Annotated in this window: 25 protein-coding genes; all 25 read right to left on the bottom strand. The window is 56.3% G+C overall.

Translation table 11 applies throughout. The annotated features are described in order from the left end of the window. Positions 1–3: 3 nt before the first annotated feature. The 25 genes from ATHL_RS13710 to fliN all read right to left on the bottom strand — a co-directional run bounded on the left by ATHL_RS13710 (position 4) and on the right by fliN (position 21310). Positions 4–360 carry a response regulator gene (locus tag ATHL_RS13710; protein WP_062194966.1) on the bottom strand — a complete coding sequence of 119 codons (357 nt, stop codon included), beginning with the start codon at positions 358–360 and terminating at the stop codon, positions 4–6. A gap of 19 nt (positions 361–379) precedes the next feature. After that, positions 380–865, bottom strand: a complete 486-nt coding sequence (locus tag ATHL_RS13715) for a chemotaxis protein CheD (RefSeq protein WP_062194970.1) — start codon at positions 863–865, stop codon at positions 380–382. Next, on the bottom strand, positions 862–1479 hold the full coding sequence (locus ATHL_RS13720; protein WP_062194973.1) for a chemotaxis protein CheC: 618 nt from the start codon (positions 1477–1479) through the stop codon (positions 862–864). The genes ATHL_RS13715 and ATHL_RS13720 overlap by 4 nt, the downstream gene beginning before the upstream one ends. Before the next feature lie 12 nt (positions 1480–1491). Continuing rightward, positions 1492–3489 carry a chemotaxis protein CheA gene (locus tag ATHL_RS13725; RefSeq protein ID WP_062194976.1) on the bottom strand — a complete coding sequence of 666 codons (1998 nt, stop codon included), beginning with the start codon at positions 3487–3489 and terminating at the stop codon, positions 1492–1494. A 193-nt stretch (positions 3490–3682) separates the two neighbouring features. Next, positions 3683–3970, bottom strand: coding sequence for a carbon storage regulator CsrA (gene csrA, locus ATHL_RS13730; RefSeq protein ID WP_084001457.1), 288 nt, complete (start codon positions 3968–3970; stop codon positions 3683–3685). Between the two features lie 70 nt (positions 3971–4040). After that, a complete protein-coding gene (gene flgL / locus ATHL_RS13735; RefSeq protein WP_062194979.1) occupies positions 4041–4925 on the bottom strand; it encodes a flagellar hook-associated protein FlgL in 885 nt (294 codons plus the stop codon). A gap of 16 nt (positions 4926–4941) precedes the next feature. After that, positions 4942–6345: a flagellar hook-associated protein FlgK gene (flgK, locus tag ATHL_RS13740; protein ID WP_062194982.1), complete on the bottom strand. Its 1404-nt coding sequence runs from the start codon at positions 6343–6345 to the stop codon at positions 4942–4944. Between the two features lie 12 nt (positions 6346–6357). Continuing rightward, the gene (locus ATHL_RS13745; RefSeq protein ID WP_062194985.1) at positions 6358–6876 is read right to left on the bottom strand and encodes a flagellar protein FlgN; all 519 of its coding nucleotides are present in this window, start codon (positions 6874–6876) and stop codon (positions 6358–6360) included. A gap of 21 nt (positions 6877–6897) precedes the next feature. Then, the gene (gene flgM, locus ATHL_RS13750; protein WP_062194987.1) at positions 6898–7200 is read right to left on the bottom strand and encodes a flagellar biosynthesis anti-sigma factor FlgM; all 303 of its coding nucleotides are present in this window, start codon (positions 7198–7200) and stop codon (positions 6898–6900) included. Between the two features lie 72 nt (positions 7201–7272). Then, complete coding sequence (locus ATHL_RS13755; RefSeq protein WP_062194990.1) at positions 7273–8019, bottom strand: flagellar hook-basal body protein; 747 nt, start codon at positions 8017–8019, stop codon at positions 7273–7275. A 17-nt stretch (positions 8020–8036) separates the two neighbouring features. Continuing rightward, positions 8037–8798: a flagellar basal-body rod protein FlgF gene (flgF, locus tag ATHL_RS13760; protein ID WP_062194993.1), complete on the bottom strand. Its 762-nt coding sequence runs from the start codon at positions 8796–8798 to the stop codon at positions 8037–8039. A gap of 4 nt (positions 8799–8802) precedes the next feature. Then, the gene (locus tag ATHL_RS13765) at positions 8803–9213 is read right to left on the bottom strand and encodes a hypothetical protein (protein WP_062194996.1); all 411 of its coding nucleotides are present in this window, start codon (positions 9211–9213) and stop codon (positions 8803–8805) included. After that, a complete protein-coding gene (locus ATHL_RS13770; protein ID WP_062194999.1) occupies positions 9206–9961 on the bottom strand; it encodes a sigma-70 family RNA polymerase sigma factor in 756 nt (251 codons plus the stop codon). The genes ATHL_RS13765 and ATHL_RS13770 overlap by 8 nt, the downstream gene beginning before the upstream one ends. A 4-nt stretch (positions 9962–9965) precedes the next feature. Continuing rightward, a complete protein-coding gene (locus ATHL_RS13775; RefSeq protein WP_062195001.1) occupies positions 9966–10352 on the bottom strand; it encodes a hypothetical protein in 387 nt (128 codons plus the stop codon). Beyond that, positions 10349–11554, bottom strand: coding sequence for a flagellar biosynthesis protein FlhF (locus tag ATHL_RS13780; protein ID WP_062195005.1), 1206 nt, complete (start codon positions 11552–11554; stop codon positions 10349–10351). The genes ATHL_RS13775 and ATHL_RS13780 overlap by 4 nt, the downstream gene beginning before the upstream one ends. Before the next feature lie 18 nt (positions 11555–11572). Continuing rightward, the gene (flhA, locus tag ATHL_RS13785; protein WP_062195007.1) at positions 11573–13660 is read right to left on the bottom strand and encodes a flagellar biosynthesis protein FlhA; all 2088 of its coding nucleotides are present in this window, start codon (positions 13658–13660) and stop codon (positions 11573–11575) included. Positions 13661–13666: 6 nt separating this feature from the next. Next, positions 13667–14746 (bottom strand): flagellar biosynthesis protein FlhB, encoded by a 1080-nt coding sequence (flhB, locus tag ATHL_RS13790; RefSeq protein WP_062195008.1) that lies wholly within the window; start codon positions 14744–14746, stop codon positions 13667–13669. A gap of 3 nt (positions 14747–14749) precedes the next feature. After that, a complete protein-coding gene (locus tag ATHL_RS13795) occupies positions 14750–15511 on the bottom strand; it encodes a flagellar biosynthetic protein FliR (protein WP_062195010.1) in 762 nt (253 codons plus the stop codon). A gap of 152 nt (positions 15512–15663) precedes the next feature. Then, positions 15664–18039, bottom strand: coding sequence for a methyl-accepting chemotaxis protein (locus tag ATHL_RS13800; RefSeq protein WP_062195013.1), 2376 nt, complete (start codon positions 18037–18039; stop codon positions 15664–15666). Positions 18040–18044: 5 nt separating this feature from the next. After that, entirely contained in the window at positions 18045–18491 is a 447-nt protein-coding gene (locus ATHL_RS13805; protein ID WP_062195022.1) for a response regulator, read from the bottom strand. Between the two features lies 1 nt (position 18492). Continuing rightward, a complete protein-coding gene (locus ATHL_RS13810) occupies positions 18493–19326 on the bottom strand; it encodes an HDOD domain-containing protein (RefSeq protein ID WP_062195025.1) in 834 nt (277 codons plus the stop codon). A gap of 19 nt (positions 19327–19345) precedes the next feature. Further along, positions 19346–19615, bottom strand: a complete 270-nt coding sequence (gene fliQ / locus ATHL_RS13815; protein WP_062195028.1) for a flagellar biosynthesis protein FliQ — start codon at positions 19613–19615, stop codon at positions 19346–19348. A gap of 10 nt (positions 19616–19625) precedes the next feature. After that, positions 19626–20432 (bottom strand): flagellar type III secretion system pore protein FliP, encoded by an 807-nt coding sequence (fliP, locus tag ATHL_RS13820; protein ID WP_114679504.1) that lies wholly within the window; start codon positions 20430–20432, stop codon positions 19626–19628. 6 nt (positions 20433–20438) lie between these two features. Then, positions 20439–20963: a flagellar biosynthetic protein FliO gene (gene fliO / locus ATHL_RS13825; protein WP_062195031.1), complete on the bottom strand. Its 525-nt coding sequence runs from the start codon at positions 20961–20963 to the stop codon at positions 20439–20441. Next, the gene (gene fliN / locus ATHL_RS13830) at positions 20963–21310 is read right to left on the bottom strand and encodes a flagellar motor switch protein FliN (protein WP_062195033.1); all 348 of its coding nucleotides are present in this window, start codon (positions 21308–21310) and stop codon (positions 20963–20965) included. The genes fliO and fliN overlap by 1 nt, the downstream gene beginning before the upstream one ends. Positions 21311–21320: the final 10 nt, after the last annotated feature.

The raw sequence follows: 21320 nt of genomic DNA on the forward strand, positions 1-21320 counted from the left end.
CCTTTACCCGACCAGCTTCTGAATGGCACTCATTACCCGTTCGCGTTCAAAGGGTTTGACGATAAAATCGCGTGCCCCCGATTTGACCGCTTCCAGAACCACCGATTCTTGCCCCAGCGCAGTCAACATGACCACACGCGCCTGTGGATCAAACTTACGAATTTCCTTGAGCGCCGTCAGACCGTCCATTTCTGGCATGGTCACATCCATCAGCACCACGTCGGGTTTCACCTCTTTGTAGGTGTTCAACGCCTTCAGCCCATTTTCGGCCTCGAAGACTTCAAAACCATCCCCACTTAACATTTTGGTGATGCGCACCCTCAGAAATTCTGCATCATCCACGATCAAAATTTTAGCCATTACCCATCCTCCTGGAGACTTAAAGTTCCTGTTCCTTTCCATTCAAAATACGCACCGTCATCCGCCCATCAGCTACATACAGACGTACAGTTCGCCCAAGGTTACCGCCCACATCTTTGGCCTTGAGGACAATGCCCAGCCGCTGAAAGGTACGCAGCGCCGCTTCGACATTGCGGTTGCCAATATCAAAGGTGTGCGATACTCCCGAAGCCAGGAGCATGTTCGCCCCTCCAGCCATCCGAAAGATGGAGCGCCGGGGGTCGGCGCCCCTGCGTTCCATCTCATGAATAAGTCCTTCGATCCCGCTATCCACGAATCGCGCCGAATCGGGCTCAGCGCCATTCATACGCTGGGGTAAAACCGCGTGAATCATCCCGCAAAGCCGGCGCACCGGGTCGTACATGCTGATCCCTAAACAGGAGCCCAGCCCGTAAGCCACAAGAACGTCCGCCGGATCTGCGCTGATCACGCGTTCACCGAGCCCAACATTGATCGGGTCATTCATGATTCCGCAGACACCCCGTTCCTGAATGTTTTTAAAGTCGTCGGGTCAGGGATAACCCAGAAATTCGTTTCCACCGAGCGCTCCCCATCGATAAACTCAGCCTGCATCAGAATGACACTTTCGGTCACACCTCCGGTCGTCGCAATGATGACATCCAGAATGGCGCCTACCATATCCACAATAACCGCTGGCGGTGTAGGCCGCACGGAAGTTCCGGTAAGGTTAGCCACTGCATTGAGGAAAAACGTGCCGGTTAAGTTGCCCACTTCTCCGAGTGCTGAACGCTCCAGAGAACCCAGCTGTGTCGTCGTACCGGCAGGGACGTCCATCAATAAATCCACCAGCTCCAGCCCCTTGTGAAAGGGGATGATCAACATGATCTGCCCGGCTATATCTCCTTCGGCGCGCAGATAAATGCCGATGGCTTCGCTTTCAGGGCCACCCACGTAACGCGGGATTTCCAGAATGGGTACCACCCGCACCACCGGGTTCAGAACCTGAATCTGATGTCCCAGCAGGCTGGAGAACCCACGTGCCGCGTTGTGGATGCCTGCTCCGGCAACTGCATGAAGGGTCTTGAGAAGGTCTTCGTCAAAATGGGTCGAATCGAGCATACTTACTCCCTGCTAATGAATCCCGAAAAACCGCAACAGGCCAGGCACATCCACAATGAGCGCCACCTTGCCATCTCCCAGAATCGCCGCGCTCGAGATACCCGGGATCTCCCCCACCACCGCGCCAAGCGATTTCACCACCACTTCTTCTTCTCCGATCAGGGTGTCTACCACCAGGCCCACGCGCTGTTTGCCCGAATGCACCACCACCGCATAGGTATACTTCTCGGAAAGGGGACGTTTTTCCTGAACGCCAAACAGGGCCTTGAGGTCGATCAGTGCCAGCACACTCCCGCGCAACATGGTGACCGGCTGACCTCGAATGGTGCGAATCTCTTCCCGCGAGAGGCGAAGCGTCTCGGTGATCATCACCAGAGGAATGGCAAAAACCACCCCGTTCACCCGCACCAGCAGCGTGGGAACAATCGCCAGGGTGAGGGGTAAAGAAATCTGGAAGGTCGTTCCCTCTCCCTTTTTCGTCTCAACCTGGATCGATCCATTTACATGCTGGATGTTGGTATGAACGATATCCATTCCCACCCCACGCCCGGAAATATCGGTAACCTTTTCGGCCGTGGAGAAGCCGGGCATGAAGATCAGATCAACCGCCTGATCATCGCTCAATGCGGCAACTTCTTCTGCACTCAACAAACCTTTTTGGACTGCCGCTTTGCGCAGTTTGTCAGGGTCTATACCGCGTCCATCATCGCTCACGGTCAGCAGAATCCGCCCCTGTTCATGCCGCGCTGTGAGGGTAATCGTCCCCCGTGGGGGCTTTCCGGCAGCAATGCGCTCTTCAGGCATTTCAATCCCATGATCCACCGAATTACGCACCAGATGGATCAACGGGTCATTGATTTCTTCCAGCATGGAACGATCCAGCTCAGTATCTTCTCCATAAATCACAAGATCAATCTGTTTGCCTGTTTTTTGCGCCATATCGCGCACCATGCGCGGAAATTTATGGAACACACTCCCCACAGGCAACATGCGGATACTCATCACCTCTTCCTGAAGCTGATCGGTGATCCGCCCGAGATGGGTTACCGTTTCAGCCAGCCGATCCACAGTGCTGTTCCCGCGCTTTTCCTGTTCGAAGTAAGCGCGGAGCTGATACAGGTGATTGCGGTCAGTGATCAGTTCACCCACCAGGTTCATCAATTTATCGAGGCGTTCCACGCTGGTACGCACGGTCATTTCGGCCGTATTTTTATGACCATTTCCACGCCCCCCTGCGCCCGTGTCAGGCCGGGCTTCCCGAGCCATTGAAGGCTTCTGGCCGTTATGCCCTTCGACCTGACCATTAATTTGGATGTTGAACACCTCTGAAATTTGAGCCACACGCCGGGCAACTTCCGCCGGTTCTACGCGGGTGGCCAGCCGCGCCCGAAAGACCTGAACCGGAGCCGCCGTTTCAATCTGATCGAGGGTGGGCGACATTTCAAGAATTTCCCCAACCTCCTGCAGAGTCATCATCACCTGGAACGCACGCGCTGCCGAGGCCACACTGGACGGGTCGATGTGCACCTCAACACTCAAAGAATCATTGTCAGAGCTTGCCACACCTTCTACGGAGTGGGCCGGAGGTGGGTCTTCCTGGCCGGTGGTTTCTCCGATTTTCCCGTTCACCCTCTCAAATTCCTCCACCAGCCGTTCCACATCCACATCGCAGGCCTCTCCCGTAATCACCTCGTCACGCAAAAGACGCAATCCGTCCACGGCGTCAAGGCAAAGGTCAACCAGTGGAGTGGTAATGTGGCACATCCCCTTACGCACCGAATCGAAAACCGTCTCCAGGGCATGGGTCAGATCGGTCATCCGGTGGTGGCCGATAATCCCGGCCATGCCCTTGAGGGTATGCGCCGCCCGAAACGCCGACTGGAGCAGTTCCGGACGTTCTTCAGCCTGTTCAAGCTGAACCAGAATTTCATCCAGCGTTTGCAAGTGTTCATCTACCTCGGCCAGGAAGATGGGTAATTCATCCTGACTGATATCGAAGGCAAGCTCCATAGGTTCCCTTCCTCTTTTCCAGGCCTCTCTCTCGCCCGCAATCGTTGCCTGATTTGGCCTCGCTAAAGATAGCACAGCCAGAAGGGTATCTCAGTAAACAAACCGTAAAATCAAGCCAAAGAACCCATGAAAAAAAACAAACCCCCATCCATGTTCAGGATGGGGGAAGTGCTCGCGTTAAAAAAACAACCAGTTACGGAGTGGCGGCTGGCTCTTCACCGGGCTTTCCTTGCTCATTGCCGTCACTGGCGAGTAAACGGCGCAACTCCTCAAAAGTTTCCGGCTCAGGCGAATGGGCCAGGTGTTCCTGCAATTTGCGCTGTTCCTCGATAGCCTGGGCTACTTCCTGCCTGAGAATGGGAACCTCGCGGGGGGCAGTAATACCCACCTTGACCCGGTCCCCTTCGATCGCCAGAATGGTGACCACAATCGAATCGCCGATCGCAATACTCTCATCGACCCGCCGGGTTAATACTAACATCGCAGCGCCTCCACCCAGAGCTAGATTCCACCTGAACCTCGCCGGCAGATGCAACCCTTACGGGCGGGAATTATCGAAGATAATCAAATAACCCCATCGCCGAAATTGCCCGCTGGCTGACCTCCAACGCAGCCTGGTAGGCATTCTCACGCCCGCGCAGCTGCGAAATACCCTCGGCCAGGTTGAGATCTTCCTTCTTCGAAAGCAGGCTTTGCGTTTCGATCTCGGTCTTGCTGAGATAATCGCTGGCCACCTGCACCTGCCTGAGACGCGCACCCACCGAGGTACGGTGCTGGTTCATTGTGGTCAATGCCGATTGTAACCCATTCAACGCTGTGCGCAAAGTAGCAGGATCATTGGCCTGAAGTGCATCTCGCGCCTGCACCAGCGCCTCCAGGAAAGGCAAAAAAGCCTGATCCCCAAGCACATTAATCGGCACATTTTGAGCCGGGCTCAGACTGCGGAGCATGACCCCCCCATCTCCCTGATAAACCACCGTACTGCTGGCGGGCATGCTGAAGGGCGGGCTCTGAACCTTAAAGCCGCCGAACAGGAATTGCCCGTTATGCGTGCTGTTGGCCGTATCCATCGCATGAGCCAGAATTCCATCAACTTCGGTTGCCAGCGATGTCGCCCGTTCTCCTGCACCAAGTGTATCGTTCAGGCCACGGGTCACCAGGGTAACCGCGCGGGTGGCCAGGTCTTCCATTTGTTGAAAGGCAGATTCGGTAGCCGTCAGCCAGTCATTCGCCTGCTGGGTAGAAGTCTTAAAGGCCTCCAGGGTGCGCAGGCCAGAGCGCAGGCTGAGGCTGTGAGACGCCCCCACAGGGTCTTCTGAAGGAGCGCTAAACTGTTTTCCTGAGGCAATCCGTTCCTGCATCCGTGCAATTTGCTCCATGTTCTCAGAAAGGTGCCTGACGGCATGATCAGACATCATTTTGTTGGTAATGCGCATGCCTGCCTCCCTTCACCTAACGCCCTACCAGTCCCATACCATTAATAATTTTGTCCAGCAGCTCATCATAGGCTGTCATCACCCGTGCTGCCGCCTGATAAGCCCGCTGATATTTAATCAGCTCAGCCGCTTCTTCATCCAGCGAGACTCCCGCCACCGACTCGCGCTGATCACCAAGAGCCTTAAACACCAGCCCGTTATGGGTAGCGTTGGTTCCAGCCCGCTGAGTTTCCAGCCCAAGAGCCGTGACTTGCGCATTATAAAATTCCTGGAAGGTGGCCGTGCCGCCGTTCATGGTGCGCGTAAATTTCAGAGCAGCCAGCTGGCTGGCAATTTCGGCATTTCCGGGTTGGTCGGGTGCGCTGGCGCTGGCGATATCCTCGATCTGCAGGGTGGGGTTGAGCTGAATGGTTGCGGCATCACTCCCACTGAAGAAATCCAGCCCGGTTGCCCCATTTAAACCATAGCCGTTGCGATGCACCGCGTTGACCTGGGTGATCAATGCCGCCGCCAGGTCGTTCAGCCCCTTTATCTGATCAGGAATGACCTGATCCCGCACATAAAAAAGTCCTCGCAGTTCTCCGGTAGAAGGCGCAAACCCCTGCCCATCTTCCCAGACGATGCGGAACATTCTCTCCGGGCTGGCAGGGTCTACCTCAGCCTGTAATTTGAGCGCTTTACGCCCGGTGACCAGCACATGTCCTCCGATTGAAACGATCATCTCCCCATTGGATTGGACATGCGCCACCGCCCCGCTCAATTCTGCCAGCCGATCAAGAAGCAAATCCCGCTTATCCAGCAGGTCATTGGGCTGTTCGTTGATCGAAAGGATGCGTGAAATTTCGCCATTCAGGCTGGCAATTTGTGAAGCCAGCGCATTGATCTCTTCCACACCGCCCTGAATGGCCAGATTCTGGTCAGCGCGCAGCTGGGCCATCTGCTGAGCCCGTTGATTAAAGGCCAGCGCCAGCGCACGCGATTGATCGAGCAGATTGGCGCGAAGGGCTGTATTGGTCGGGTCAGATGCCAGGTTCTGCCATCCTGCCCAGAAGGCATCAAGCCCGGGGATCAACCCGGCATCACTGGTTTCGGCCAGAACTGTTTCAAGCTGGAGAAGAATATCGCGCCGGGTTTCCCAGTTCTTCGTCTCGGCCGCGGCTGCGCGGTAGCGCGTGTCAAAATATTCCAGATTGAACCGTTTGATTCGTTCAATCGTCACACCGGTGCCACGCTGTCCGGCTCCCAGGCCACTCTCATAACCAAACGCCGGGCTTGGAGTTGTGGTCGCCAGAATCGGTGCCTGCCGCCGGTACCCCGGGGTGTTGACATTCGCCACGTTATGTTCGATGATTTCGATGGCCTGTGAGTGCGCCAGAATGGCAGAAAGCGCCAGGTGAATTCCATTGGTCAGGGAAGGCATGCTCCAACCTCCTCAGGCACGAACCTCAATACCCCACCCGCCCGAATCTTTCAAGGCGGGGGCATTTCCCGGTGGGCGATAGTCCACCTCAGGCTGAACCGATCCGGCCAGAAACCACTGCGCCGCTTTCACCCAGTCCAATCGCACCAGGGCAAGGGCATGGTTGGCACTGTTGAGCTCTCGCGACTCACCTGCCAGCGTCGTGATCCCCTCCACCAGGCGTTCAATGCGCATGGCATGTTCTTTTGGAAGGTGAGGGAGCAAATCTTTCAGGGAATCAGCGTCGCACCCTGGCTGTAGGCCCAAAGAAATTTCCTGCACCAGATGCCGGCGATCATCCTCCAGAATGCCCAGCTGATCAAGAAGCACCTCTTTCTCTTCCACCAGACGCATCAGAGAATCCTGCTGGTTGAGGATCGCTTCTCGTTCTTTATGGGTAACCTCGATAAGATTCTGTAATACGCGAAATTGCCTCACCAGCGTTTGTTCCAGTTCCATCACATTCGCAGAGAATGAATCGTGCTCGACCATGAGATTGACCGCTCCGTCCCTTTAGGATTTTACGAAATGCCTCGCCATCAACCGGCGGGCGATCTCTTCAACCTGCACCGTGTAATCACCGCTCTCCACCTGACGGCGAATTTCCTCCACCCGTTCCTGGCGTGCAGGCTCGCCGTTCTCCGCGGTTGCGCGCGCCCGGGCAAGCACCCGAGCCCTCTCCGATAGTTCTGCTCGATCGGCCTGCAGGTGGTGAAGCTCTACCTCCCTGTTCCCACCTTTGTGGTCAACCTGGCGAGCAGAGTCTGCCTGGTGGCTGGATGAAAGGGACGAAATACCATTGTTTTCAATCTTCATTTTTCATTCTCCTCAGATACCGAGCAACGATGATTCTCTGTACTCTATTGATCGGCCATCTCACCGGAAACTTTAGCCCTTCCGCAAATTAAGTGCCAGTGCAATCATCTGATCTGTCTGTTGAAACGCCTGCACTGACATTTGAAAAGTACGTTGATCGGCCATCAACTGGGTCATCTCACGAGCCAGGTCTACATTGGCCTGTTCCACCGCATGGGAATGAACAATCCCCACATTGGGCGATCCCGGAGCGCTCATTCGAGCCTGACCCGAAGCAGCCGTCTCAGCCCAGAGGTTGTTCCCTATTCCCTGCAACCCGCTTGGGTTGGTGAAGCGCGCCAGCTGAACATTGCCGGCCACCTGGCGAGTGCCATCCTGCAACACCACCTCCACCGTCCCGTCTCCACGAATTGAGACGTCTGAGTAATTCTCAGGGATTTGCCCATTCCACACCAGCGGGAACCCCCCGGCACACACCAGCCTGCGATTCGCATCCAGGCTAAACTGCCCGTCGCGGGTGTACGCCGTACGCCCATCCGGCAAACGCACGGCGAAGAATCCCTCCCCCTCAATGGCCCAGTCCAGCGGGTTGCCCGACTGCCGAATGCTCCCCTGCCCCGACAGCATCTGAGTTGAAGGCAAACGAATACCGCTCCGGTTGAGACTCTGGGTAAGCAGCTCCTGAAAGTTCGCCCGACTGGCCTTAAAACCGGCCGTATTCATATTGGCCAGATTGTTGCTGATCACATCCAGGTCAAGCAACCGGGTCAGCATATCCTGGCGGGAGATATTCAACGTATGATAGAGGGATGAACCCATCGGAACTCTCCTTCCTCTCAACCAATTCTTCCCAGCGAAGCAATGGCTTTGCCAAGCAATTCATCCTGGTTCTGCACCATCTTTTGAGCCGCTTCGTACGAACGAGCCACTTCCACCATTTCGGTCATCAGGCGGGTAGGGTTGGCATTGGACATTTCCAGCGCCCCCTGGGTTACCTGAACCGTTCCCTGGGCGGTAGATTGGGCTGGCCCGGCAAACAGGTTTCCACCGGCACGGCTCAATTCCGCAGCCGGGTTCTGGAACCGCGAAAGCCCCAATTGTGCCACCACGGCTCCATTGACCGTGATCGTTCCATCGGGCCGCACATTGAAATCGCCCTCTGGCAATCGAATGGGTTGATTGCCCATGCTCAACACCGGGTAGCCCTCAATCGTCACCAGGTTATTCTGTGCATCGCGCAAAAAACGCCCGTCACGGGTGTAACGCAACCCGTCAGGGGTTTGAACCCTGAAAAACCCATCTCCCTGAATGGCCAGATCGTAGAGGTTGCCGGTCATCATCAACCCGCCCTGGGCAAAATCGACAAATTCCGGGCCATACTGCGCGCCAAGGCCCAGCATGCCCACCGGCGCGGGCGCAGGGTCTCGTAGCAAATTACCGGGAGAATAATCCACCTCGGTGTGGGTAAAATCCTCAACCGTGGTGAGCACCTGTTTGAAGCCCGGGGTCTGCATGTTAGCGATATTATGGGCAAGAACATTCTGGCGCATCGCGTTTACAATCATCCCAGAAACCGCGGCATAAAACCCTTTAATCATCCCTTCACCTCACAGGTTGATTTTTCTGAGCGTTTAAAACCAGCCGAACTTCTTCACGGGTCAAACCGAACTGGCGGGCGATCTCAATATCCGACATTTCCGCCGCTGCCATCGCCACGATCATCCGGTTTCGTTCCCCCACCGAGGCGGCAGACATTCCCGGCTGAGATGGCTCAAGCGTGCGGTTTTGAGAAATTTCCAGTAATTTTTTGAAATCGGGTTGGCCAAGAATGCCAGAGGCCGGTGGCGGAGCCGGGTTTACCTGCCGGGCTTTCTCCACCAGGGTACCCATCTCCTGTACAACCGGTGCAATACGGGCCGCTTTGGCCTCTTCACCCCGAGACAGAGCCGTCTCACGAACCAGCTGGAGAAGGTAGAGAGTATCTTCAAGGGAGACACGTGGAATGCTACTCATGGTTCACCATCGCCTTAAGGTTCAGAATGGCACGACTGTGCAGTTGACACACACGAGATTCGGAAATTCCCATCACCTGACCAATCTCTTTGAAGGTCAGTTCATCATAGTAATACAATGAAAGAAGCAATTGCTCACGCTGAGGAAGCCTGCGAATGGCTTCAACCAGTTGTTCTCGCAGGGCCTCATCTTCAAACAGTGCCGAAGGATCCACCTGTTTCTGGTCGACCAGCCGCTCATGGTAAGAACCTTCTTCATCCTGGTCGTATTCAACCGATGCATCCAGTGAAAGCATGACTACCGTCGAATCATACAGTCCCTGGGCCACATCGGTTGTGCTGAGGCCGAGGTAAGCGGCAATTTCTTCCTCAGTAGGCTCACGTTGATACTCTGCCCACAGGTTTGAAACAGCTTTTTGAATCGCCCGCACCCGGCGGCGAGCCTCACGTGACATCCAATCTGATTGACGCAGATAATCCAGAATCTTTCCACGCGCTCGAAGGGCAGCATACGTACTGAACCGCGCCCCGTGCGCCGGATCGTAACGGTCAACCGCATCCATCACGCCAAGCAATCCCTGATGAACCAGGTCTTCATACTCACTGCCAATCTCCTGAGAGATTCCCATCCGGCCCAGCATATAATGCACCAGCGGAGCCGTCTGAAGGATAAGCTGCTCGCGCGCCTCTGGTGAACGGGTGGTGAGAAATTGATCCAGAAGTTGGGCTGTGTCGACCTGTGTATCCATCTACCTAGGCTCCTGCGTTAACTCCCACAGAGTTATCCTCTCCTGACTTCGAGGGGGAATCCTGCTTTTCGTTCTGCTCTGCATACGCAGCCTGCAGCATCCCGTTGGACATTTGCCAGGCAAGCAACCAGAGCACCGCTCCCATCACCACGGTTGAAATGGCCACCCGCAGGAAAATATCCAGCAGGGTAGCCCCACCCCGAAATGAGAAGAACGCCACTGCCGCGTCCACGCCGAGCAGAATTAGAAAAGAGAAAGAAAACACCAGTTCCAGGAGGAACGGCAGACTGCCCGCTTCATCATCCTTCTTTTGAGAGCGCACGGCCTTCGATGGGGCTTTTCTTTCTTCCTGAATTGTTTCTACAGGTTGTTCATCTTTATTCTTCTTCATTGGTTCCATCCTTTTCCAAACAGGGCTGCCACCAACCGCTGAGAAGTGGCCGCTTCTAACCCGGCAGAGGCGGCCTTTCCGAATGCGAAATAAGCCAGTGGAAGGTGACTCTTCCGCACAAAGTTATAGACTCCCCCGTATGTGGAGGTTTCATCAAGTTTGGTCACGATGACCCCATCCAGCCCAAATACATTTAACGCACCCGACATGCAGAATAAATCTCCTTCTTTCATATTTGCCGGAACCACCAGGTAAAGGGCACGTTCAGGCAATTCGCTGAGGAAACTCCCCAGTTCCACAATCTCCTGTTCGCGGTACGGGTTATACCCGGGGGTGTCAATCAGCACCAGGTCAACATCATCCAGCCCTGCCAGAGCCGTAGAAAGATCCTGAGGGGTATAGACCAGCCGCAGGGGCAGATCAAGCGCATCGGTATAGGCGCGGGCCTCTCCAATGGCGCCGGTGCGCAGGGTATCGGCGCAAACCCAGGCCACCTTCTTCCCCAGCCGTTGCCTGTAATCCATAGCCATCCGCGCAACCGTACTGGTTTTACCGCCTCCGCTCATTCCCACCACACACACCACCTGTCGTTCACTCTGGAGAGAAGCAGGAACCACATGGGTCACTTCGGCCTCCAGCAGGCGGGCAAGGGTTTTATGAGCCACTTCAGGAGTGCTCACCAGACTCACCGATTGCCCCTGGAGCATAACCTGTAAAGTGCGCTCCACGAAAGCTTCATCCACCTCCTGCGCCAGAAGCTGCCGCCGCAATGACGCCAGTACAGGAGGCAATTCAACCGGCTCGTCCTCCTTACCTGCAGGGGCTGAGGGTGCCGCAGGCAGATCCACCTTCTTCGGTGTGTCCGAGGCCTTAACCGATGGGGCATCGGTTTGTGAACCTCGCGGCATCTGATTAGCCAGACGAGCCTCCTCGCGAGTGATTCGCCGGGGTTGCCAGCCGGTGACCTTTTCCCGGGAAGGGAGCACGTCTTTGACGGTCTCTTCCGCCGCGGGCAACGATTCCTTAACCGGCAGCTCTCCGGGAGCCATGGCCACCACCTCCACCCCCGGACGTTTCCACACATTCCACGGTGAGCCCAGGGGGGCTTCTCTGGCCGAAAGGACAATCGCATCGGGGCCAAGCTCGGCCTGCACCATCAACAGGGCTTCACGCATCGTTTCAGCAATGTACGACTTCGGCATGTGCGTTTCCTCCCAGCGTTAGGCATCCACCAGACCATGCGCTCTGACGCGTGTTCCGGCGCTGACCTCTGAAAAAGCCAGCACAACCAGGTTGGGCAGGGCCTGTTCCACCAGACGGCGCAGGGCAAGGCGTAACTCGCGGGGGCACAAAAGGATGGGCAAATACCCCTGTCCGGCCATGGCTTCCATTTGTTCCCCGATCTTGTTCAGCAACCGCTGAGCAAGGCTGGCATCCATTTGTAACGCAGGGCCACCTTCAGAAGCCACCAGAGCACTGCGCAGAGTCTGTTCCAGCACCGGCGAGAGCGTGAACACATGCAGGGTTCCATCATGGTCACGATACTGGCTTGAAATCGTATTGGCCATGGTCTGGCGTACTGCCTCGGCCAGAATGCTTGGGTCACGGGTGACCTGAGCATGGTTGGCAAGTACCTCCAGGATGCCGCTCAGGTCGCGAATGGGAACACGTTCGCGTAAAAGATGACGCAGAACAGCCTGCACCTCACCCAGCCCCAGTAACTCTGGCACCACCCCCTCTACCGAAGCCGGAGACTTCTGCCGGAGCTGATTGAGCATTTCTTGCACCATTTGCCGGGTGAGCAGATCGGGAGCATGCCCGCGCACCACTTCCGTCAGATGGGTGCTCAACACCGAAAGCGGGTTGACTACGGTATATCCCCGCAGTTCAGCCTGGCTCTGGTCGGCCTCCAGAATCCACACTGCAGGTAATCCGAAGGCAGGTTCGGTGGTCGGAATGCCCGGAACAGGCTCTTCAACGTCTGTGCCTGGAATGGCCAGCAACCGGTCGAGCATGATCTCACTGGTGGCCACCTCCTGACCGCGAATCTTGATGCGGTAAGCCTGCGGAGACAGGCGCAGGTTATCCCGAATACGCACCACTGGCAGGATCAATCCCAGCTCGGCCATCAACTGACGGCGAATGCCCGTAATCCGGCGCAACAGGTTATCCTGCGAGTCATCATCAATCAATGGGATCAGGCTGTACCCGATCTCCAGTTCGATCGGATCAACCACCACCATTTGAAGCATCTGCTCGGGCGTCTCAGCCTCGGCAGGTTGGGGTACGGCACTCACCCCCGCGACGGCGGCACGCTCTTCCATGCGTGCCCGGTTGACAAAATAGGCCGCCACCCCCAAACCCACCGTAATCACCCCAAAAGGCAGCTTGGGAAGGCCAGGGATGAACATCATCATTCCGGTCAGGATCGCCCCAACCGTAAGGACGTTGAAATTGGAAACCTGCCCGAAGAGCTCATTCCCCAGCGAGGTTTCAGAGGTAGAACGAGTGACGATCAGGCCTGCCCCTGCTGAGACGAGCAGGGCAGGAACCTGAATGGCCAGCCCCGCCCCAATCGTAAGCAGGACATAGGTTTGGAGTGCATTTGCGGCTGGCATCCCGCGCTGCAACACACCAATAACGAACCCCCCGAGAATATTGACCAGCATGATGATAATGGCCGCAATGGCATCTCCGCGCACAAATTTACTTGCCCCATCCATGGCCCCGTAGAAATCGGCCTCTGTCTCGATGGCTTTACGCCGCTGACGCGCCTGATTTTCATCAATCAGGCCGGCATTCAGATCAGCATCAATAGCCAGTTGTTTACCGGGCATGGCATCCAGCGTGAAGCGCGCCGCCACTTCAGCCACTCGGCTTGCACCGCTGTTGATCACCACGAACTGAATGATCATCAACATGAGGAAGATGACCACTCCCACCACATAATTTCCACCGACGATAAGGTTACCGAAAGTTTCAACGATCTTCCCGGCCTCAGCATTGAGCAGGATGGAGCGGCTGATTGAAATATTGATCCCCAACCGGAAAAGCGTCACCAGTAATAAAACGGTGGGGAACACCGAAAACTCCAGCGGTTGATGGATATACATGGTAAGCAGCATGATGCCGATGGACATGGCCATGCTGGCGGCAATCATTAAGTCCAGCAGAGCCGGTGGCAGGGGCACGAGCATCAGCCCGATGATAAGCACCAGGGTCAGGGCCATGACCAGATCTTTTGAGCGCAGCAAATTCTGCAGCGGCCCTGAAAGAGATGCGGAAGATGGGGTTGTAGAAGTTGCCATTCTCACTCACCGTCCGTCCATAGAAGCTCTGGCAGGGGTGGGAGTTTTCCCCTGCATCCGATATACGTAGGCCAGCACTTCGGCCATGGCTACATAAAGATCGGGTGAAATTTCATCATCCACCTCCAGGCGCTTATACATGGCCCGCGCCAGGGGGATATTCTGAACCACAGGGATATGATGCTCACGGGCAATGGCCACAATCCGTTCAGCCGTGTGATGAGCCCCTTTGGCCAGCACTTTTGGAGCATTCATTCCCTCTTCATACTGAATCGCAACCGCCAGATGGGTCGGGTTGGTCACCACCACCGTAGCTTTCGGAACGTTGGCCATCATACGGCCACGGGCCATGCGCCGCATTTGCGAACGGATGCGCCCTTTCAACTGAGGATCACCCTCAGACCGCCGCACTTCTTCCTTGATCTCCTCTTTGGTCATGCGCAGGTTACGCATTAAATCCCAGCGCTGATAGGCATAATCGGCGGCGGCGAGGATCAGATACATCCCCCCCACACGCAGCGCCAGTGCTACCAGAAGATCAAAAAAGCGCTGTGTGGCTGTTGGCAGATCAAACTGGCTCAAAGCCAGGATGCCCGGATATTCACCCTTGAGGAAACTGTAAGTCACCCATCCCACCAGCACCAGCTTGAGCAAAGCCCGCAGCATTTCCACCAGGCCGCGAGCCGAGAAAATTCGTTTAAACCCGGCCACCGGATCTACCCGTTTAAAGTCAAACCCAACCCGTTTGCTTGACCAAAGGAAATGGGTCTGCCCCAGTGTGGCCATCGCCCCAACCGCAAGCAGAGCCAGAACCAGCCCACCCAGCGGCGGGAGAATCTGCACTGCCATGCGAAAACCCATTTGTTGCACAGTACGCAGTGTAAGCTCGGCCTGAGGCAACGCGGCCATCTGCTCGGTGAGCACCTTCTGGAAGGCAACCCCCAGCTGACTGCCCGGCCCGCGCAATAACAGGGCCGCCGCCAGCAGCACAGCCGCTGAGGTAACCTCACGGCTGAGCGCCACCTGGCCCTGTTCACGGGCTTCTTCCAATCGGCGAGGGGTGGGGGTTTCTGTGCGGTCTGCCATGGCTTACTTTCCCAGAAGAATTAACATGCGGTTACCCACCATCTTGTAGAGGTTCCCCACAGCAGGCAACACCATCGTCACCAGCAATCCGAGCGCCGCCATAGAGACACCCACTTTAAGAGGTAACCCCAGAAAGAAAATCTGCACCTGCGGTGCCACACGCGCCAGCAGGCCCAGGGCCACATCGGTGAAAATCAAAGCCGCCATGACGGGCAGCGCCAGTTGAATCCCTGCGGCAATCAGCTGCGCCGTCATTCTGATCAGCGCATCAAGGGACTGAAGCGGCAAAGTCCCATTCACAGGGATCACTTCAAATGTTTTTTGCATGGCTATCAAGAAAATATGATGTCCGTCGATAATAAAGAAAAACATCATCGCCACCATGACAAAAAGCTGGTTGAAGGCCGAACCGCTTTCACCCATCGAGGGATTGAAGACGCGCCCCGAGGAAAAGCCGCTCTCAAGCCCCATGGCCTCTCCGGCAATCACGATCACGGCAAAGGTGAGTTCAGCCGCAAAGCCGGCGAGCGTGCCAAGGAGCACTTCCTTGCCAATCGCCACCGCAAAACCGAACAGGCCCATCGCTTCGGCTCCGGGGGGAAGGGGTTGCCAGGGGATGAGCACTGCTGAAAGCATCAGGCCGAACGCCAGGCGTACCTGCGTGGGGATGCTCTGCCCCCCCAGCACAGGCACGTGGATCAGCATCGCAAGAACGCGCGTCACCACCAGAAAAAAGAGCTGAGCCTGCGCAACTGAAACAATCAAAGCCTCTTCCCCTTCCCGAAAAGCTACGCAGAGGATACCCCAACCAGGCGGTAAAAGCCGTAAAAGACAGGTGAAGCCCTGCTAAATATGGCGTAAAAGCTGAAGAGCCAGGAAAACACCCTGGCTCTTCAGCGCCAAGAAACTTAACCTGTCTACTGGTGACCGTTCAACCGGAAAAGGTTGACGACTTCCTGCAATTCTCGCGCCATCTCGGCCAGCGATTGCGAAGAAGCATTCACCTCTTCAACCTGTGCCGTCATCTCTTCGGTAGAAGCCGAAATTTCTTCTACCGCGGCTGAATTCTCCTCGCTGACGCTGGCGATGTTCTCCATCGAAAGCGTGATCTCACTCGAGCCAGCCGCCATGGACTCGGCCGAAGCGCTGTATTGCTGCACCACTCCCGCTACGCGATTGGTGGCATCCAGCAGGCGCGCATATAACTGTTGCATGTGAGCCACTGCCGTAGAAACCTCTTCTGCCTGGCGGTTGACCATTTCTGCCGACTGGAGAATCGCATCCAGGGCCTCACCGGCCATACCCCCTCGCGCCACCCCGGCTTCGACCTCTCTTGCGCTCTCCTGCATGGCGTTCACTGCTTCATCGACTGTACTCTGAATGGATTTGATCAGCCCCGCGATCTCACGTGTGGCCTGCCCTGAACGTTCGGCCAGCTTGCGCACCTCGTCAGCCACCACAGCGAACCCCTTACCATGCTCACCGGCGCGTGCAGCCTCAATGGCGGCATTGAGCGCCAGCAGATTGGTCTGAGAGGCAATATCCTCGATCGTTTCCACAATGATACCGATCTGGCTGGAGCGGTTGCCCATTTCCTGCACTTTTTCTGCCGAGAGATTCACCTTCGAACGGATAGTTTCCATCCCGTTCAGAGTTTGTTGCACGGTCTCCTTCCCTTCACGGGCAGCACGAGAAGCACTGGATGAGCCTTCGGTAGCGGCACTGGCGTTTCCGGCTACCTGTTCGAGCACCGCCGAGAGCTGGTCGGTGATTTGCACCACCGTGTCAACCACCTGGGTTTGTTCGCGCGCCCCGCTGGCTACCAGGTCAATAGCGCGTGCCATCTGTTCCACCGAGCCAGCCGCCCGGTTAGAAGCCTCCGATTGCTGGGTGATTCCCCGGGCCACCTGCTGAATGGTCGCCGCAATTTGCGAGGTGGCCATTCCAGCCTGATTGGAAGCCAGCGCAAGCTGTTCCGCCGCGGCTTTAAGGCTGCTGGCATTACTGGCCACCTCTTGCAGGGCATCTTGCAAGGACACAACCATCTTCTGGAAGGCATTCCCCAGAGCGTCTTCAGCCGACTGCGGCTCGACGTTGATGCGAAAATCGCGTTCCGCAAGACTGCGAGCATAACCGGCCATCAGTTTGAGGTAGTCGATCATGCGGCGGAAGGAATCGGCCAGCCGTCCAATTTCATCCTTGCCGGTGTGCTTCACCTCTAAATCGACCCTGCCCAGCGAGAGGGCCTCGGCCACTGCAGTCATCTCTTCGACGGGTCGGGCTATCCGGTTGGCAAATACGAACGCCATCACCGCCGCTACCCCTGCGGAGAGCAGGATGATCACAACAAGGATATTGCGTAAGTGATCTGCACTGCGAAATGCCTCCGAGGTATCCTGTGTAGCGATCAACCCCCACTGCATGGAAGGCACATAACGGTACACCCCCACTACCTCAGTGCCGCGAAGACCGGTATAAATGGCTTCCCCATCTTCGCCCTGGAGCGCCCGCTTTGCTCCCTCGGTGGTATCCTTCAACTCCAGCTCGCTGCGCTCCTTGATCTGCCCGGCCTGCTTCAACTCATCTTCGAAGCGCGTTTTGCTCACCAGCAAACCCTCACGGTTAATCAGATACACATCGCCGGTTTCACCCACGCGTGCAGTGGTGAGCTGAGCCTGAATATCACTCATCGGCACCGTTCCCAGCACCACTCCCACCGTGTTACCATAAGCCTGAATGGGTGTCACAATCACCAGCACCAGGTTCCCGGTGCCCTTTGAAAAGACCGGCTGTGAGATGACCGTTTTCCCCTCTTTCATCACCTCCTGAAAATACTCCCGGTCGGCGATGCTCCGGCTCACCTGTGCCGCTTGCGCCGCACTCTGGTCAATGGTGCCCGGCTCAACGATCATGAGCGAACTGCCATCGGGCTTAAAAACGGCCAGCGTCTCATAGATAGCCAGCTGCTTGAAGTACACATCGAGCACCGACTTGGCATAAAAGTCGTTCATGGTTTGCAGCCTTGTATCGCTGGCCACCAGTTGAATATCGCGCTTGCGCGACTCAAGCCAGCGCTCGAAGGTCGCCTGATTCAGGTCGGACAGTTCAGCCAGGCTGGTTTCTACCGCGCTTTCCAGCGCTGAACGCGTCTGCAGGTACACGCTGACTCCCACAACCACGAGCGACACCAGCGACGCCAGCAAGAAGAGCAGGATCAACCTGCCACGCAACGACTGCCAGAATTGCACAACCTTTGCTCTGACAGCTCCCCCATCAATACTCCCCAGGTTCATAGACTTTACTCCCTTGTTTGAAAATGCGTTTCATGGTTTTTCCACGGAACACTCATCGATGGAAAAGGCGCCCACACCTTCATGAGCGCCCGTTCTACCCGCTGACATAAAGTATCGGAAGTCGTCGGCTTCACGATAAAATCCAGTGCCCCAAGCTGAGCACTGCGCCGTACTACCGGGGCAAACGCCAGCGCCGAAAGGACGATTACCCCCACCCCCATCAACCAGCCAGCCTCTCGCCACCGCTCAAGCCAGGCAAAGGCATCCCATCCGGGCAGGTAGCTGTCAACCAGCAGCAACGTGGGGCGCTTCTGTTCCAGAATCGCTTCCACCTCCGGAGGTTTGGTGCAGGCCTGCACCTCATATCCGGCCCGGCGCAGGGTTAAAACCACCCAGTCTCGCTGTAATCGGTCAGCCATCAGAACAAGCATGCGGGCTTTCGCGTCTTCCATATCAGGCCATCTGCTCCATGCGTCTGATCACCCGGCTGCTCACCACTTCCACACGCCCGGCATCCAGATTCAGAATCGCGAGCGTTTCGGGGTGCAGGCTATCATCAAAAAGCCCCGACTGTGCATGATATTGCCGGATGACGATGACATTGGCCAGGTTGACAATGGCCGCAAGCCGGGCACCATGCCGGGCGGCGGGTGGGTTATGATGGTAACGAATGGCGCTCACCAGTTCAGGCGGGAATTGCCAGCGCTCTCCGATCAACGCTCCCACCCGCGCGTGATCAATCCCGATCAGCTTTTCTTCTACCGTTGAAAGCGGCAGGCGATAGTGCTGGATGAATTCAACGATCTTGCCGTAATCCGAGAGGACGTATTGATCGAGAAGCAGCTTTCCCAGGTCGTGCAGTAAACCCGCCACGTAAGCCTGTTCGGGGTCCTCATCATTCAAAATGGCGGCCAGTGATTCGGCGGCCATGGCCGTGAAAAGGGAATGATTCCACAGATCACCCGCCCCCAGGCGATACCCACGCAGAGAGCCTTTCATCGAGTTCACCGAAGGTGAGACGAGTAACAGTGATCTGAGCCGCTTGAAACCAATCCGCACCACGGCCTCTTTCAGGCTGGAACAGGTGCGCGCATACCCCATGGAGGCTGAATTGGCCATTTGCAGTACCAGTGCCGCAAGCGCCTGATCAAGCCCCACATATTCAGCAATCGTCGCCGCGCCGACCCCTTCACTCTCAAGCTCTTTAAGAATGCGTGTGACGCTGGTCGGCATGGGGCGCAGCCGCTCTACAGATTGCAGGATCTCCTCCACCACTTCACTCAACATGGGCTCATTTCCTCCACACTCAATGCGCCAATCCTGGAAGGCTGTTGAATAAATTGGTTGTGAAGACCAGAATCTGCTGAAGCATCCACGAACCGAGCAATAATAAAACAGCCACAATCCCGATGATCTTCGGAACAAAGGTCATGGTCGCCTCATTGATCGAAGTGGCCGCCTGCACCAGACTGACCAGACTGCCGATCAACAGACTGACCAGTAAAACCGGCCCGGCCAGTAACAGAGTGATGGACACCGCATCTTGCGCCAGTGAAAGCACATACGATTCAGTCATGGTTTCCTCCTCACCCACCCAGGAAACTGAGCGCCAGGCTACGTGTGATGAGATACCAGCCATCCACCATCACAAAAAGCAACAACTTGAAAGGCAGTGAAACCAGCGAAGGTGGGAGCATCATCATTCCCATGGAAAGAAGGACGCTCGAAACCACCAGATCGATGACCAGAAAGGGCACAAAAATGACGAACCCCATGGTAAAGGCAGTCCGCAATTCACTGATGACAAAGGCCGGGAACAGTGCCGTGGTGGGAATATCATCCAGAGAGCGGGGACGTTCCTGGTGGCTCAGTTCCAGAAAGAGCTGAATATCTTTCTCCCGCGTTTGCTTGAACATGAATTCACGCACCGGCTGAACCGCCGTTTTAAAGGCCGTCTGCTGATCCATCTCCTGCCGGAGATAGGGCTGAATGGCCGTCTGATCGATCTTCTGGTAAACCGGCGCCATAATAAAAAACGTCAGCAACAAAGACAGGCCAATGATCACCTGATTGGGCGGTATGGAAGGTGTGCCGATGGCACTGCGCAACATTGAAAGGACAATGACAATGCGCGTAAAAGATGTCGCCAGAATCAAAATCGCCGGTGCCAGCGACAGGACGGTAAGCAGCACAAGCAATTGAACCCCGGAGGTCACCTGTTTGGGGCTTCCCTGCGGGTCAACTGTCAGGGTCACCCCCGGAGCCGAAAGAGCCGGGTCTGCCGAACAGCCGCTGAGAGCCGCTGAAGCGAACACCAGCAGCACCAGCACAAGCGAAGTCATCCGTCTGCGGTCAGTACTCCAGGAAGAAAGAAAGCCACGAGGAGAAAACATGGAAAATCAACTCCGGCTGACAGGCTGTTCAGGGGTAGATAGCGCTCCCTCGCGCTGGAAAGCGTACAGGAGCGATCCAAAATCAAGGGTGGTGCTTGCTTCTTCGGGGCACGCTGAAGATTCAGCATTTTCCACCACCGAAAGGAAAGCGATGGTCTGGTCGGTGGCGCCAATCAACAGGCGGCGGTTTCCCACCTCGACCAGGTGTAATGCCTGGCGCGGAGAAAGCCTTACAGACTCCACCACCCGTAACTGCCGGGTACGCCCGCCTCCGCGCCTGCCACTCTGCCAGCGCCGCAGGATGACCGCCCCACCCACGAAGAGCAACAACACCGCCACCAGCTTCAAGAAAACGCCCAGGTAAAAAAGCCCGCCACCGTCCAGGGGCTGGTCGGCCCCGGAAGCAGGCCCGTCGGTCAGGAAGAACAGGCCAGTCATCAACACGCTTACCCCGGCCAGGACGGCCGTGCCTTTCTGGCGGCGGGTCCACTTCTGCCACCGGGTGCGAAACCAGTCCATCATCGCCATCATCAGGCGGCACCTTTCTCACCGTTGGGTGAAATCAACTCGGTAATGCGCACGCCAAATTTATCGTCCACCACAATCACCTCGCCGCGTGCAAAGAGCCGCTCATTAATAAAGATATCCACCGGGTCTCCTGCCAGACGGTCAAGCTCAATCACCGAGCCCTGCTGAAGCTCAATGACCTGCCGCAACTGCAATCGCGTGCGCCCCAGTTCAACAGTGATCCGCAGAGGAACATCCAGCAATAAATCAATGTTTCCCAGGTCACCCAGAGATTTTCCGTTGCCATTACCCTCCCCCAATCTGGAGACTGCCCCGATATTCTCATGCACCAATTCATTTTGATCACTCATGTGGCTCACT

Source organism: Anaerolinea thermolimosa (assembly GCF_001050195.2).
Classification (GTDB): Bacteria; Chloroflexota; Anaerolineae; order Anaerolineales; family Anaerolineaceae; genus Anaerolinea; species Anaerolinea thermolimosa.

Coding starts and splice junctions, on each gene's coding strand:
- ATHL_RS13805 (WP_062195022.1), bottom strand. CDS start 18,491: ATGGAAGACGCGAAAGCCCGCATGCTTGTTCTGATGGCTGACCGATTA.
- ATHL_RS13775 (WP_062195001.1), bottom strand. CDS start 10,352: ATGAAGAAGAATAAAGATGAACAACCTGTAGAAACAATTCAGGAAGAA.
- ATHL_RS13770 (WP_062194999.1), bottom strand. CDS start 9,961: ATGGATACACAGGTCGACACAGCCCAACTTCTGGATCAATTTCTCACC.
- ATHL_RS13725 (WP_062194976.1), bottom strand. CDS start 3,489: ATGGAGCTTGCCTTCGATATCAGTCAGGATGAATTACCCATCTTCCTG.
- ATHL_RS13755 (WP_062194990.1), bottom strand. CDS start 8,019: ATGGGTTCATCCCTCTATCATACGTTGAATATCTCCCGCCAGGATATG.
- flgM (WP_062194987.1), bottom strand. CDS start 7,200: ATGAAGATTGAAAACAATGGTATTTCGTCCCTTTCATCCAGCCACCAG.
- flgL (WP_062194979.1), bottom strand. CDS start 4,925: ATGCGCATTACCAACAAAATGATGTCTGATCATGCCGTCAGGCACCTT.
- ATHL_RS13810 (WP_062195025.1), bottom strand. CDS start 19,326: ATGTTGAGTGAAGTGGTGGAGGAGATCCTGCAATCTGTAGAGCGGCTG.
- fliN (WP_062195033.1), bottom strand. CDS start 21,310: ATGAGTGATCAAAATGAATTGGTGCATGAGAATATCGGGGCAGTCTCC.
- flgF (WP_062194993.1), bottom strand. CDS start 8,798: ATGATTAAAGGGTTTTATGCCGCGGTTTCTGGGATGATTGTAAACGCG.
- flhA (WP_062195007.1), bottom strand. CDS start 13,660: ATGGCAACTTCTACAACCCCATCTTCCGCATCTCTTTCAGGGCCGCTG.
- ATHL_RS13745 (WP_062194985.1), bottom strand. CDS start 6,876: ATGGTCGAGCACGATTCATTCTCTGCGAATGTGATGGAACTGGAACAA.
- ATHL_RS13800 (WP_062195013.1), bottom strand. CDS start 18,039: ATGAACCTGGGGAGTATTGATGGGGGAGCTGTCAGAGCAAAGGTTGTG.
- flgK (WP_062194982.1), bottom strand. CDS start 6,345: ATGCCTTCCCTGACCAATGGAATTCACCTGGCGCTTTCTGCCATTCTG.
- ATHL_RS13765 (WP_062194996.1), bottom strand. CDS start 9,213: ATGAGTAGCATTCCACGTGTCTCCCTTGAAGATACTCTCTACCTTCTC.
- ATHL_RS13720 (WP_062194973.1), bottom strand. CDS start 1,479: ATGCTCGATTCGACCCATTTTGACGAAGACCTTCTCAAGACCCTTCAT.
- ATHL_RS13780 (WP_062195005.1), bottom strand. CDS start 11,554: ATGCCGAAGTCGTACATTGCTGAAACGATGCGTGAAGCCCTGTTGATG.
- fliO (WP_062195031.1), bottom strand. CDS start 20,963: ATGATGGCGATGATGGACTGGTTTCGCACCCGGTGGCAGAAGTGGACC.
- csrA (WP_084001457.1), bottom strand. CDS start 3,970: ATGTTAGTATTAACCCGGCGGGTCGATGAGAGTATTGCGATCGGCGAT.
- fliQ (WP_062195028.1), bottom strand. CDS start 19,615: ATGACTGAATCGTATGTGCTTTCACTGGCGCAAGATGCGGTGTCCATC.
- fliP (WP_114679504.1), bottom strand. CDS start 20,432: ATGTTTTCTCCTCGTGGCTTTCTTTCTTCCTGGAGTACTGACCGCAGA.
- ATHL_RS13710 (WP_062194966.1), bottom strand. CDS start 360: ATGGCTAAAATTTTGATCGTGGATGATGCAGAATTTCTGAGGGTGCGC.
- flhB (WP_062195008.1), bottom strand. CDS start 14,746: ATGGCAGACCGCACAGAAACCCCCACCCCTCGCCGATTGGAAGAAGCC.
- ATHL_RS13715 (WP_062194970.1), bottom strand. CDS start 865: ATGAATGACCCGATCAATGTTGGGCTCGGTGAACGCGTGATCAGCGCA.